General features: G+C 71.8%; 8 protein-coding genes and 1 pseudogene. 6 read left to right on the plus strand and 3 right to left on the minus strand.

The annotated features are described in order from the left end of the window. The first annotated feature begins 108 nt into the window (after nucleotides 1-108). Both CCZ36_RS31135 and CCZ36_RS31140 read left to right on the plus strand, forming a co-directional pair. Nucleotides 109-585 (plus strand): macro domain-containing protein, encoded by a 477-nt coding sequence (locus CCZ36_RS31135; RefSeq protein ID WP_069738202.1) that lies wholly within the window; start codon nucleotides 109-111, stop codon nucleotides 583-585. A 113-nt stretch (nucleotides 586-698) separates the two neighbouring features. After that, nucleotides 699-1,646 (plus strand): oxygenase MpaB family protein, encoded by a 948-nt coding sequence (locus CCZ36_RS31140; protein ID WP_069738203.1) that lies wholly within the window; start codon nucleotides 699-701, stop codon nucleotides 1,644-1,646. Nucleotides 1,647-1,690: 44 nt separating this feature from the next. On the opposite strand, the gene CCZ36_RS31145 is transcribed toward CCZ36_RS31140, so the two are convergent. Beyond that, the gene (locus CCZ36_RS31145) at nucleotides 1,691-3,256 is read right to left on the minus strand and encodes a M1 family metallopeptidase (protein WP_128819074.1); all 1,566 of its coding nucleotides are present in this window, start codon (nucleotides 3,254-3,256) and stop codon (nucleotides 1,691-1,693) included. Between the two features lie 261 nt (nucleotides 3,257-3,517). Between CCZ36_RS31145 and CCZ36_RS31155 the strand changes: the two genes are divergently transcribed. Both CCZ36_RS31155 and CCZ36_RS31160 read left to right on the plus strand, forming a co-directional pair. After that, nucleotides 3,518-4,903 (plus strand): M14 family metallopeptidase, encoded by a 1,386-nt coding sequence (locus CCZ36_RS31155; protein ID WP_128819075.1) that lies wholly within the window; start codon nucleotides 3,518-3,520, stop codon nucleotides 4,901-4,903. Nucleotides 4,904-4,976: 73 nt separating this feature from the next. After that, nucleotides 4,977-6,763, plus strand: a pseudogene (locus tag CCZ36_RS31160) (BCCT family transporter). 123 nt (nucleotides 6,764-6,886) lie between these two features. On the opposite strand, the gene CCZ36_RS31165 reads toward CCZ36_RS31160, so the two are convergent. Beyond that, nucleotides 6,887-7,819, minus strand: coding sequence for an FAD-dependent oxidoreductase (locus CCZ36_RS31165; RefSeq protein ID WP_107474825.1), 933 nt, complete (start codon nucleotides 7,817-7,819; stop codon nucleotides 6,887-6,889). A gap of 290 nt (nucleotides 7,820-8,109) precedes the next feature. On the opposite strand from CCZ36_RS31165, the gene CCZ36_RS31170 reads away from it, so the two are divergent. Both CCZ36_RS31170 and CCZ36_RS31175 read left to right on the plus strand, forming a co-directional pair. Beyond that, a complete protein-coding gene (locus CCZ36_RS31170; protein ID WP_128819076.1) occupies nucleotides 8,110-9,306 on the plus strand; it encodes a glycoside hydrolase family 64 protein in 1,197 nt (398 codons plus the stop codon). A gap of 206 nt (nucleotides 9,307-9,512) precedes the next feature. Beyond that, nucleotides 9,513-11,150 carry an ABC-F family ATP-binding cassette domain-containing protein gene (locus tag CCZ36_RS31175; RefSeq protein WP_069738209.1) on the plus strand — a complete coding sequence of 546 codons (1,638 nt, stop codon included), beginning with the start codon at nucleotides 9,513-9,515 and terminating at the stop codon, nucleotides 11,148-11,150. 113 nt (nucleotides 11,151-11,263) lie between these two features. Here CCZ36_RS31175 and CCZ36_RS31180 read toward each other — a convergent pair whose 3' ends face one another. Continuing rightward, a complete protein-coding gene (locus CCZ36_RS31180) occupies nucleotides 11,264-13,702 on the minus strand; it encodes a Tex family protein (protein WP_069738210.1) in 2,439 nt (812 codons plus the stop codon). Nucleotides 13,703-13,735: the final 33 nt, after the last annotated feature.

The following is a 13,735-nucleotide window of genomic DNA, read 5'->3' on the forward strand; positions in this document are numbered from 1 at the left end:
TGGTATCGGACAGTTCCGCTGTCTCACCACTACTGCGAAAGTCTCCGGCACCATCGCGCTGCCGTCCAGCCCGGGACCGTTGTCAGTGATGGCCCGTACGGTGAGGTCATGTCGGAGATCACTTACGTACGGGGGGACGCCACCGCCCCGCAGGGCAAGGGCGTCAAGCTGATCGCCCATGTCTGCAACGACCTCGGCGGCTGGGGCAAGGGCTTCGTGCTCGCCGTCTCCCGCCGCTGGCCCGAGCCCGAGGCCGCCTACCGCCGCTGGCACCGGGAGCGCGCGGGCAACGACTTCGCCCTGGGCGCCGCCCAGTTCGTGCAGGTGGGTGCCTACCTCTGGGTGGCCAACATGGTCGGCCAGCGCGGCATACGCACCGGCAGCAAGGGGGCGCCCGTGCGGTACGAGGCCATCGACACGGCGCTCGGCGCGGTGGCCGCCAGGGCGGGCGAGCTGGGGGCGTCCGTCCACATGCCCCGGATCGGCTGCGGGCTCGCGGGCGGCACATGGTCCCGGATCGAGCCGCTGATCGAGCGACGCCTCATATCCGCCGGTGTGCCGGTGACGGTGTACGACCACGACTGAGCCGGTCGCCGCGGGCCGGGACCCGCCACCCCGGCTCTCCCGCCCTCGGGGGATCATGGAGGGAAGGGGACGGGCAGCGCACGGCAGGCCCGTCGGGATCGCGGGAGCACCGGATGAGCAGCGCGAAGGACGTGAGGGGCCCCCGGGACGGCGGACCGGAGGCAGCGCCGGGCTCGGACCCTGAGGTGTCCGCGCGCGGACGCGGCGCCGACCCCGAGCCGCCTCCGCCCGGCGGGGTGCTCTGGAGCCTGTCCGGCGACATCCGCGCCCTGCTGATGCTGCCCGCCGCGCTCACCCTCCAGGTCGCCCACCCGGCCGTCGGCGCCGGAGTCGACGAGCACTCCGTCTTCCGCACGGACCCCTGGGGGCGCGGCGAACGCTCGCTGCGCTCGCTCCAGCTCTGGGTGTACGGCGGCGCGGAGGCGGCCGAGGAGGGCCGCAGGCTGCGGGGGCTGCACCGCACCATTCAGGGCACCGACACCCGGGGCCGCCGCTACCACGCCCTGACGCCCGCCAACTACGCGTGGGTGCACGCCACCGGATTCCCCGTCTACCAGCACGCGGCCCGCTATCTGATCCGCCCCATGACCCCGGCCCAGGAGAGGGCCCTGTACGCGGAGTGGCTCCAGGTCGGCCGGATCCTCGGCATCCACGACCGGGACATGCCGCAGACCGTCGAGGAGTTCTGGCCGTACTGGAAGAAGATGCTCGCCGGGGAGATCGAGGCGACCACCGTCGTGCGGGAGCTGGTCGACGTCGACCAGCCGGTCCCTCCGCCGGACCGGGGTCCGTGGCCGCTCCGCACCGTCCTGCGGGCGCTGTGGCCGGTGCTGCTGCCGCCGCTGGCCCGCTTCCGGCGGTTCGTCACCATCGGGCTCATGCCGCCCGACGCCCGTGCGGCCGTCGGCCTGCCGTGGAGCGCGGAGCAGGAGAGGCGGCTGCGCCGGATGTGCGCGGTCCTGCGGGCCGTCGTCCCCGCCCTGCCCGAGCGGCTGCGCTATCTGCCCCGGGCGCGGGCGGCCCGTGCGGCGTGGGCCGCCGAGGTACGCCGGAACGGCTGAGCGTCCACCGTACCGACGCCCCGGCGACCTGGTGTGGATCTTCGTCAGCGGTGGTCGTGACCCGCGTGACCCCGCTTCGCTCGGCCGGCGTCGCGGTGGCCGCCATGGCCGTGCACGGTGTTCGTCGCCGCGATCTTCTTCCAGGACGCGGGCCGCTCGACCCGCGCCGCCGACCGTGCCGTAAGGGCCGCCTCGGCGAGCCCCGCGTCGGCCGCGGCCGGGGCCGACGGCCGAGACGGCTGGTACAGCCAGGTGTCGAGCAGCGCCGCGAGCGGCTTGCCCGAGACCCGCTCCGCGTACCGGAGGAAGTCGCCCACGTTCGCGTTGCCGTGCGCGTGCTCGGCCGGCCAGCCCTTCAGCAGCGCGAAGAAGGTGTCGTCGCCGACCTCGTTGCGCAGTGCCTGGAGTGCCAGCGCGCCCCGGTCGTAGACGGCGAGGGCGAACTGGTTGTCGGGACCCGGATCGCCCGGCTTCACCTTCCAGAACGGGTCGTCGGCCGGGTGCTGGGCGTACGTGTAGTCCGCCAGTTCCTGCGCGGTGCCCTCGCCCTCCTTCTCCGACCAGAGCCACTGGCTGTAGCGGGCGAAGCCCTCGTTGATCCAGATGTCCTTCCACCTGTCGACCGACACGCTGTTGCCGTACCACTGGTGCGCGATCTCGTGCACGACGACCGAGACGTTCGCGCCGTTCGCGAACTGCCTCGGGCTGTAGAAGGGCCGGGTCTGGGTCTCCAGGGCGAAGCCGCTCGTCACGTTGGGCACGTATCCGCCGAGCGCGTTGTACGGATAGGGGCCGAACACCTCGGTCAGCCACTCGGCGACCTCGGTGGTCCGCTCAAGGCTCGCGCGGGCCGCACCGGCGTGGGGGCCGAGGTCCTTGCTGTAGGCGTTGAGCACCGGCAGGCCGTCCGCGGTCTTGTCGGTCGTGATGTCGAACCTGCCGACGGCGAGTGTCGTCAGATACGTGGCCTGCGGCTTGTCGGAACGCCAGTTGAAGCGCGTCCAACCGAGTTTCGAGCTCTGCGACTGGAGCACCCCGTTGCTGATCGCCTGGGTGCCGTCGGGCACCGAGACCGAGATGTCGTACGTGGCCTTGTCCAACGGGTGGTCGTTGCTCGGGTACCACCACACCGCCGACTCCGGCTCCTGCGCGGCGACACCGCCGTCCGGGGTCCGCGCCCAGGCGGTCCAGCCGTTGATCTTCAGCTCGGAGGGCTTCCCCGCATAGCGGACGACGACGGAGACGGCCTTGCCCTTCGCCAGGGGCTCCGCCGGGGCGACCTCCAGCTCGTGGTCGCCGCTCGTGGCGAAGCGGGCCTTCTTGCCGTTCACCCGCACCTCCGAGACGTCGAGCCCGAAGTCGAGGTTGAAGCGGGACAGCTCCTGCGTCGCGGTGGCGAGGATCGTCGTCGTCCCCTCCAGCAGGTCGGTCGCGGGCTGGTACTTCAGCCGCAGGTCGTAGTGGGAGACGTCGTAGCCACCGTTTCCGGCGGCCGGGTAGTAGGGGTCGCCGATACCCGGAGCGCCCACGGTGCCCGGTGAGGCCGCTGCCGGGATCGCCAGCAGAAGGGTGGCCGCCAGTGCGCTGGGGACGATGAATCTGCGGTGCACAACCAGCTCCAAAAGTCGGGACGGATGATCTTCCGACCGGTCGTCACGAGGCTAGGCAGCCGCCGGGGCGGGACGTGCCCTTCCGGGGGCTTCTGTCACACGATCGCCATTCCACCGACACGGACGGCAGGGAGCGCGAACCTGCGAATCGCAGTGATCGCCCCCTGTTGCCCAGGAGTTGACCGGGGTAACGTCCGCACATCGCCGACAGACCGACGGGCGCCACGGCGCCCGCCCCACACGTTCCGGAGGCAGCCGCTGATGACCCGTCGCGTCGCTCGCGCACTCCACCTGCTCAGCCCGCAACCGTGGCTGGCACCCGTCGCGGGATCCACGCGGCCGGAGCCCGTCGCCCCGCGCCGCGCGGCACGGACGGTACGCAGGACGGCCGTGGCGGCGACGCTTGCCGCACTCGCCCTGCCGTTCGCCATCGCACCCGCCGAGGCCGCGCACCGCCCGCCGCGCACCGGGTTCGAGACGAGCGAGGGGGCCCGCTGGACCGGCGAGACGGAGGAGCGGGACTTCCTCGCCGCGGTGGACCGGGGGAGCGACCGGGTCTCCGTGGACCGCGTCGGCACGACCGCCCAGGGCCGCTCGATGCGGCTCGTACGCGTCGGCCAGGAGCAGCCCGGCGCCACGACCGTCCTGCTGATCTGCAGTCAGCACGGGGACGAACCCGCCGGGCGCGAGGCCTGTCTGACGACGGTCCGCGACCTCGCGTTCGCCGAGGACCGGGCGACCCGCGCGTTCCTGGCCCGGACGACCCTGCTCGTGCTGCCCACGGCCAACCCCGACGGCCGCGCCGCCGATACCCGGGGCAACGCCGACGGGGTCGACATCAATCGCGACCACATCGCCCTGGAGACCGCCGAGGCGCGGACGATCGCAGCCGTGGTCCGTGACGAACGGCCGGAGGTGATCTACGACTTGCACGAGTACGGCGCGACCCCGCCGTACTACGACAAGGACCTGTTCACCCTGTGGCCGCGGAACCTGAACGTCCACGACGGGGTCCACGACGCCTCGCGCACCCTCTCCGAGCGCTATGTCCGCCCCGCCGCGACGGCGGACGGCTACAGCAGCGGGCACTACGGCATCTGGACCGACCCGGCCACCGGAGAGCCGATCAAGCAGGTCGCCGGGGACGGCCAGGAACGGATCCTGCGCAACACCTCCGGGCTCAAGCACGCCGTCGGCCTGCTCATCGAGTCCCGGGTCGACGCGCTGAGCGACGCGGAGAAGGCCGACCCGGCGCTCAACCACCGACGCAGGGTCGACTCCCAGAGGACCGCGCTCGGCGGCCTCTTCGACTTCACCGACGAGCAGCGCGCCCGGATCCGGACGGCCACCGCCCTCTCCCGCCTGGCCGGTCTCGCCGACCGGGGGCCCGTCTATCTGGGCGGCGCCGACAACGACCCGGCCGAGCCGTCCGAAGTCCTCGTCGACCCGCCGTGCGGCTACCGGCTGGACGCCGCCCAGTACACGGCGGTGAAGGACGAACTGGCCCTGCACGGCGTCAGGGCCCGGCCGGAGCGAGTTGGCGCATTCGTGCCGTTGCGACAGTCGGCTCGGAGCCTGATTCCCCTGCTCCTCGATCAGCGAGCGACATATCACATCACAAACGGCCAAGCCGTAACCGCTTGTTGATCCCTCGAGATCCGGGGCAGGTGTGGTACTGCCTACGGAGAGCGTTTTTCAGACTCGGTGAAAGGTGCCATTTGTGTCCCAGGACGACCAGACAGCGGAAGGGCGGGAGGGGCTGGCGGTCACGGCGAACCTTCCCCCGATCCGGTCAGTACCAGGACCCCCACCACCGACCGAGTGGTGTTCGGTGTCACTGCGGTACTCACCCTCGCCTTCGTCGTGTGGGGGGCGACCGCGACCGACTCCCTGGAGAGCGTGTCCAGCACGCTGCTCGACGAGCTGATCCACAACGGCGGCTGGGCCTTCATGCTGGCCGCCTCCGGCTTCGTCGTCTTCGCGCTGTGGCTGGCCATCAGCCGGTACGGCAAGATCTGCCTCGGCCAGGAGGGCGAGGAGCCGGAGTTCCGGACCATCTCCTGGGTCGCCATGATGTTCAGCGCCGGTATGGGCATCGGGCTGATGTTCTACGGCGTGAGTGAACCGCTCGCCCACTTCCGTACCCCGCCGCCCGGCACCGACCCCGCGGACGCGGCCGACGCCATGGGAACGGCGATGGCCACGACCCTCTTCCACTGGACGCTGCACCCCTGGGCGATCTACGCGGTGGTCGGCCTCGCCATCGCCTACAGCGCTTACCGGATGCGCAGGCGGCAGACGATCAGCGCGGTCTTCGAGCCGCTGATCGGCAAGCGGCACGCCTACGGCGGCTTCGGCCGCTTCATCGACATCCTGGCCATCTTCGCCACCCTCTTCGGCTCCGCGGCCTCGCTCGGTCTGGGCGCGCTCCAGATCGGCAGCGGTTTCCAGGAGCTGGACTGGATGGAGAAGACCGGAACCGGCCTGCTGGTCGCCATCATCGCCGTGCTGACCATCTGCTTCGTCGTCTCCGCCGTCTCGGGTGTCGAGAGGGGCATCCAGTGGCTGTCCAACACCAACATGGTGCTGGCCCTGCTCCTGGTGGTGTTCGTCTTCATCGCGGGGCCCACGATCATCGTGCTCGACCTGCTGCCCACCTCCATCGGCGCATACATCAGCGACCTCGGACAGCTCGTCGGGCGCACCGAGGCGTCCAGCGGCGAGGGCGTCGCCGAGTGGCTCGGCGGCTGGACGGTCTTCTACTGGGCCTGGTGGATCTCCTGGACGCCCTTCGTCGGCATGTTCATCGCCCGCATCAGCCGCGGCCGTACGATCCGTCAGTTCGTCGGCGGTGTCATCCTGGTGCCCAGCACCGTCAGCCTGATCTGGTTCGCCGTCTTCGGCGGCTCGGCCATGAAGCTGGACGAGGCCGGGAAGCTCCAGGGCGCCGACACCCCCGAGGCGCAGCTGTTCGGCGTCCTCCAGGAGTTCCCGATCGCCACGGTCACCTCCATCCTCGTGATGATCCTGGTCGGCATCTTCTTCGTCTCCGGAGCCGACGCCGCCTCGATCGTCATGGGCACCCTCTCGCAGAAGGGCGTCCTCGAACCCGGCAAGTGGGTCGTCATCTTCTGGGGTGTCGTGACCGGAGCCGTGGCAGCGATCATGCTGCTGATCGGCGAGGGCAAGGAGAACGCCCTCCAAGGGCTCCAGAACCTCACCATCCTGGTGGCGGCGCCCTTCACCATCGTGATGATCGGCATGTGCGTGGCCCTGATGCGGGACCTGCGCAGGGACCCGCAGATCGTCCGCCAGGAGTTCGGCGTGGAAGCGGTCGAGTCCGCGGTGATCGAGGGGCACGCCAAGTACGACGGCGACTTCGAGATCCGGATCGGCCCCGGGACCACGCCGGTCTCCGACGAGCGCCACAAGCACGAGTCGGGCGGCTCGGGTTCGGCGGCCACGCAGGTCTCCACGGAGAAGCGCCCCTCGGACCCCACGGAGTAGCAACCGTCCGGCTGGCGGCTGACCGCTGAGGACTGACCGCCGGCCGCGCGGCGCGACCTCACCGTCGTCCCGGAGCGCGCGACCGCACCCGGTCGCGCGCTCCGGGGCGTGTCGGCCCCCCCGTCATCCGACCAGCACCGCCGCCTCCCGTGCGCAGCCCCACGCCACCGTCACGCCCGCGCCGCCGTGCCCGTAGTTGTGCACCAGAAGGCCGCCGCCCGGCAGGGAATCCGCCTCGATCCGTACCCCCGCCTCCCGCGCCGGGCGCAGCCCCACCCGGTGCCCGAACACCCGGGCGCCGGCGATCTCCGGCCGGATCCGCGCGCAACGCGCCACGATCTCCCGGGCCGTGTCCGGGTCGGGCTCCGTGCGCGGATCGTCCGCCTCCGCCGTACCGCCCAGCACCAGCCGCCCCGGCTGAGGGAAGAAGTACGTCGTCGCGGCCGACGCCGGATCCGCCTGCGTGTACCACTCCTCGATCCCCGGGTTCTCCACCGCGACCAGCTGCCCCCGCACCGGCCGCACCCCCGCGTCGGGCACCAGCTCACGCGCCCCGAGCCCCGTGCAGTTCACCACCACCGGGCTCACCGCCGCCGCCTCGCCGAACCCTGTCACCGCCCGGCGCTCCACCGCTCCGCCCGCCGCCACGAGCCTGCGCTCCAGCCACTCCAGATGGACCGGCATGTCCAGCAGCGGCAGCGTCACCCGCAGTCCACCGGGCACCTCCACGGCGTCCTTCAGCCCGGCCGCCCACTCGCCCAGCGCCGCGAACCGTTCCCCGCCGTGCAGCCCCGCCACCCGTCGTACGCCGGTCTCCTCCGGGGCGTCGGCCAGCTCCTCGTACACCGCCAGCGTCTCCAGTGCCCAGTCGCCCACCCGCGCGGCCGGTTCGATCCGGTAGGGCCACCACAGGGCCCCGGCCACCGCCGACGTGGTGGCCCCGGCCGGATCGCGCGACCAGACCCGCACCCGCAGTCCGCGCTCCGCCAGCGTCACGGCGGTGGTGAGCCCGACGACCCCGCCGCCCACCACGATCACATCCGCCACCACGGCCACTCCCATCCCTCGGTCCCTCGGCCCTCACCCGCCGCTGCCCGGACGCTAGCCGAAACCGGAATCGTGGGGCCAGGGCCGCCGGAGTCCCGGAGCAGGGGGGCGAGAAGCGGCCCGCGCGGCAAGGCACGCGCCCCGCGGGTCACACGTCAGGGTCGACAAGTCAGGTTCAACGAGTTGAGACAGGCTCGTTGACAGCGGCTGCTCCCGGCAGGATTCTGAGAGCGCTCTCACGCTCAGGTGATGTGCCCCCCGCGTTCCACCCACGCATCCGCCCGATGAGGAGAACGAGCATGCCCGCTTTACGGAGAAGTCTCGGCGCGCTGACCGCCACCCTGGCCCTCGCCCTCGGTCTGACCACCGGCCTCGGCCAGGCGCCGGCCGAGGCCGCGGTCCCCGCCACCATCCCGCTGACCATCAAGAACGACTCGGGACGCGCCGAGCAGATCTACGTCTACAACCTCGGAACGGAGCTCTCCACCGGCCGCCAGGGCTGGGCGGACGCGAACGGCGCCTTCCACCCGTGGCCGGCCGGTGGCAACCCGCCCACCCCGGCCCCGGACGCGTCGATCGCCGGTCCGCGAAGCGGGCAGTCGATGACGATCCGGATGCCGAAGTTCTCCGGACGCGTCTACTTCTCGTACGGTCAGAAGCTCGTCTTCAAGGTCACCACCGGCGGTCTCGTGCAGCCCGCCGTGCAGAACCCGAACGACCCGAACCGGAACATCCTGTTCAACTGGACCGAGTACACGCTCAACGACGCGGGTCTGTGGATCAACAGCACCCAGGTCGACATGTTCTCCGCCCCGTACTCCGTCGGCGTGAGGGCGCCGGGCGGGGCCGTCAAGAGCACCGGCAAGCTCAAGCCGGGCGGCTACAACGCGGTGCTCAGCAACCTCAGGAACCAGTCCGGCGGCTGGTCCGGCCTCATCCAGACCCGGTCCGACGGAACGGTGCTGCGCGCCCTGTCCCCGGGGCACGGCGTCGGGAGCGGCGCCCTGCCGTCCGGGATCATGAACGACTACATCGACCGGGTCTGGAGCCGCTACAGCGGCTCCGTACTGACGGTGACCCCGTTCGCGCACGAGCCGAACACCAAGTACTACGGCCGGGTCTCCGGCAACGTCATGAACTTCACCAACGGTGCGGGCGCCGTCGTGACCTCGTTCCAGAAGCCGGACTCGGACAGCGTCTTCGGCTGCTACAAGCACCTGGACGCGCCCAACGACCAGGTGCGCGGCCCGATCTCCCGCACCCTGTGCGCGGGCTTCAACCGCTCCACGCTGCTGACCAGCGCGAACCAGCCGGACAACAACGCGGCGAACTTCTACAAGGACTCCGTGACCAACCACTACTCCCGGCTCATCCACGCGCAGATGGTGGACGGCAAGGCGTACGGCTTCGCCTTCGACGACGTGGGCGCCCATGAGTCGCTCGTCCACGACGGCAACCCGCAGGAGGCGCTGATCACGCTCGACGGCTTCAGCTGACCGTCCCGCCTCCCCGCCCCGCCCCGGCCCCTGGCCTCCTGGCCCCGTGGCCCGTGGCCCCCAGGCTGCTGGCCGCCCCCCCGGCTCGCGGCCCCGGGGCTACGGGCCTGCCCGTCGGCCGACCGGGCCGGGCCGCCGTGGCCATCGGGCGACGGGGCAGAGCCCGGCAGGGGCATCGCGCACCGGCGGCTAGGATCGGCCCCCTGATGACTGCCACTCTCGTCGCCAAGGACCTCGCCGCCGGACACGGCGACCGCACGCTCTTCGCCGGGCTCGACCTCGTCGTCGCCCCCGGTGACGTGATCGGTCTCGTCGGAAGCAACGGGGCGGGGAAATCCTCCCTGCTCCGCCTGCTCGCCGGGCTCGACCGCCCGGAGGAGGGCGAGCTGCGGCTCTCCCCGCCCACCGCCACCGTCGGTCACCTCCCGCAGGAGCCCGAGCGCCGCGACGGCGAGACCGTGGCCGCCTTCCTGGCCCGCCGCACCGGTGTCGCCGACGCCCAGCGCACCATGGACGAGGCGACGGAAGCCCTGGTTGCGGGAGCCCCGGGCGCGGACGACGCGTACTCCGACGCCCTGGAGCGCTGGCTCGCCCTCGGCGGCGCGGACCTGGACGAGCGGGCCGAGCAGGTCGCCGCCGAGCTGGGCCTGACCGTGGGGCTCGACCGGCCCATGACCGCGCTCTCCGGCGGACAGGCGGCCCGCGCCGGACTCGCCTCGCTCCTCCTCTCCCGCTACGACGTCTTCCTGCTCGACGAGCCCACCAACGACCTCGACCTGGACGGCCTGGAGCGGCTGGAGCGTTTCGTGTCCGGTCTGCGCGCGGGCACCGTCGTCATCAGCCACGACCGCGAGTTCCTGATGCGGACGGTCACCAAGGTGCTGGAGCTGGACCTCGCCCAGCAGCAGATCAACCTGTACGGCGGTGGCTACGCGGCCTACCTGGAGGAGCGCGAGACCGCCCGCCGGCACGCCCGCGAGGACTACGAGGAGTACGCCGACAAAAAGGCATCCCTCGAAGCGCGCGGCCACATGCAGCGTTCCTGGATGGACAAGGGCGTCAAGAACGCCCGCCGCAAGGCCACCGACGGCGACAAGCTCGGCCGCAACGCCCGCAGCGAGGCCAGCGAGAAGCAGGCTGCCAAGGCCCGCCAGACCCAGCGCATGATCGAACGCCTCGATGTCGTCGACGAGCCCCGCAAGGAGTGGGAGCTGCGGATGGAGATCGCCTCCGCCCCGCGCTCCGGATCCGTCGTCGCCACCCTGCGCGAAGCCCGCGTGGAGCGGGGCGACTTCACCTTCGGCCCCGCCTCGCTCCAGATCGACTGGGCGGACCGGGTCGCCATCACCGGGGCCAACGGAGCGGGCAAGTCCACCCTGCTGGCCGCCCTGTTGGAGCGGCTGCCGCTGGACTCCGGCGACGCCACGCTCGGTTCGGGCGTCGTCGTCGGTGAAGTGGACCAGGCCCGCAAACTGTTCCTCGGGGCGCAGTCGCTGCTGGACGCGTTCTGCGCGGCGGTTCCGGACACCGAGCCGGCCGAAGTCCGCACCCTGCTCGCCAAGTTCGGCCTGCGCGCCGACCATGTGACGCGGCCGGCCACCAGCCTCTCCCCGGGCGAGCGGACCCGCGCGGCCCTCGCCCTGCTCCAGGGCCGGGGCGTGAACCTTCTGGTGCTCGACGAGCCGACGAACCATCTGGACCTGCCCGCCATCGAGCAGTTGGAGTCGGCCCTGGAGACGTACACGGGCACCCTGCTCCTGGTGACGCACGACCGTCGGATGCTGGAGGCGGTCCGCACCACGCGCCGCATCGAAGTGGCGGACGGTCGGATCAAGGAAGTCTGAGTGCCGCCACGGGGGTTGGGCGCGGCCCGCGCCCAACCCCCGTAACCCCGCGAGGAGCGGGAAGGAGAGGCCGGGCCGCACCCGGCGACCCGGCCTCCCCGAGGAATACCGGCTCAGCGCCCCCGGCCGCCGCCACCCTGCTTCGGATCGGCCAGCCCGGCCCGCCGCAGCGCGTCCGCCATGGCGCTGTTCGCCGGAGCCGGAGCGCCCTGGCCGCCCTGCCGTGACCCACCGCCACCGCGCCGGTCCCGGCCGCCGCCGCCCTGACGGCCCTGGCCGCCACCGGAGCCCTGGCCCTGGCGCTGCTTCGGCGGACGGCCGCCACGCTCGCCACGGCCCTGCTGCCCGCCGCCCGAACCGCCGCCCGCGCCGGGCTCGTCGTCGAGGCGCAGCGTCAGCGAGATCCGCTTGCGCGGCACGTCGACGTCCATGACCTTGACCTTCACGATGTCCCCGGGCTTCACCACGTCGCGCGGGTCCTTCACGAACGTCTTCGACAGCGCCGACACATGGACCAGGCCGTCCTGGTGGACGCCGACGTCGACGAACGCGCCGAACGCGGCCACGTTCGTCACGACGCCCTCCAGCACCATGCCCGGCTCCAGGTCGCCGAGCTTCTCGACGCCCTCCTTGAAGGTCGCCGTGCGGAAAGCGGGGCGGGGGTCGCGCCCCGGCTTCTCCAGCTCCTTGAGGATGTCCGTCACGGTCGGCAGTCCGAACATGTCGTCCACGAAGTCCGCGGCGCGCAGCGCCCGCAGGGCGTCCGTGTTGCCGATCAGCGAGGCGACCTCGCCGCCCGCGGTCCTGCTCATCCGCCGCACCACCGGGTAGGCCTCGGGGTGCACGCTGGAGCCGTCCAGCGGGTCGTCGCCACCGCGGATCCGCAGGAAGCCCGCGCACTGCTCGTACGCCTTCGGGCCGAGACGCGCCACGTCCTTGAGCGCCTTGCGGGAACGGAATGGACCGTTGGCGTCCCGGTGCGCCACGATGTTCTCGGCCAGCCCCGAGCTGATCCCCGAGACCCGTGAGAGCAGCGGTGCGGACGCGGTGTTGACGTCCACGCCGACACCGTTCACACAGTCCTCGACGACCGCGTCCAGGGACCGCGAGAGCTTCACCTCGGACAGGTCGTGCTGGTACTGGCCGACGCCGATCGACTTCGGGTCGATCTTCACCAGCTCGGCCAGCGGGTCCTGGAGCCGCCGTGCGATGGACACCGCGCCGCGCAGCGACACGTCCATGTCGGGCAGTTCCTGCGAGGCGAACGCGGAGGCGGAGTACACGGAGGCGCCCGCCTCCGAGACCATCACCTTGGTGAGCTTCAACTCCGGGTGCCTGTCGATCAGTTCACCGGCGAGCTTGTCCGTCTCACGGGACGCGGTGCCGTTGCCGATCGCGATCAGGTCGACCGCGTGCTCCTTCGCGAGATGCGCGAGCTTCGTCAGCGCCTGGTCCCACTTGTTGGCGGGCACGTGCGGGTGGATCACATCGGTGGCCACCACCTTGCCGGTGGCGTCGACGACCGCGACCTTCACCCCCGTACGGAAACCGGGGTCCAGGCCCAGCGTGGCCCGCGTCCCTGCCGGGGCGGCGAGCAGCAGATCACGCAGGTTCGAGGCGAAGACCCGGACCGCCTCGTCCTCCGCCGCCGTACGCAGCCGGAGCCGCAGGTCGATGCCCAGGTGCACCTGGATCCGGGTCCGCCAGGCCCACCGCACGGTGTCGCCCAGCCACTTGTCGCCCGGCCGGCCCCGGTCGGCGATGTCGAAGCGGCGGGCGATCATGTTCTCGTACGCGGACGGACCCGGCCGCTCGGCGGCCCCCGGCTCTTCCGGCTCCAGGACCAGATCGAGGACGTTCTCCTTCTCGCCGCGCAGCATCGCGAGCACCCGGTGCGAGGGCAGGGCGGTGAACGGCTCCGCGAAGTCGAAGTAGTCGGCGAACTTCGCGCCCGCCTCCTCCTGGCCCTCGCGCACCTTCGCCGCCAGCCGGCCGCGCGTCCACATCCGCTCACGCAACTCGCCGGTCAGGTCGGCGTCCTCCGAGAACCGCTCGGTGAGGATGGCACGCGCGCCCTCCAGGGCGGCAGCCGCGTCCGCCACACCCTTGTCACCGTCCACGAACGCGGCGGCAGCGGCGAGCGGATCGACCGACGGGTCCCCGAGCAGACCGTCCGCCAGCGGTTCGAGCCCCGCCTCCCGGGCGGTCTGCGCCTTCGTGCGCCGCTTGGGCTTGAACGGCAGATAGATGTCCTCCAGGCGCGCCTTGGTCTCGGCGGCCCGGATGCTCGCCTCCAACGCCGCGTCGAGCTTGCCCTGTTCGCGTACGGAATCGAGGATCGCCGTACGCCGTTCCTCCAGCTCCCGCAGATAGCGCAGGCGTTCCTCCAGCGTGCGCAGTTGCGCATCGTCGAGGGATTCGGTCGCCTCCTTGCGGTAGCGCGCGATGAACGGCACGGTCGATCCGCTGTCGAGCAGCTCGACGGCCGCCCTGACCTGTCGCTCACGTACGCCGAGCTCCTCGGCGATCCTGCCTTCGATGGACGTCGTCACGGTTTTCCCGACTCGCCTTCTCGTACTGGCTGT

This window comes from Streptomyces sp. S063, assembly GCF_002832675.1.
Classification (GTDB): Bacteria; Actinomycetota; Actinomycetes; order Streptomycetales; family Streptomycetaceae; genus Streptomyces; species Streptomyces sindenensis.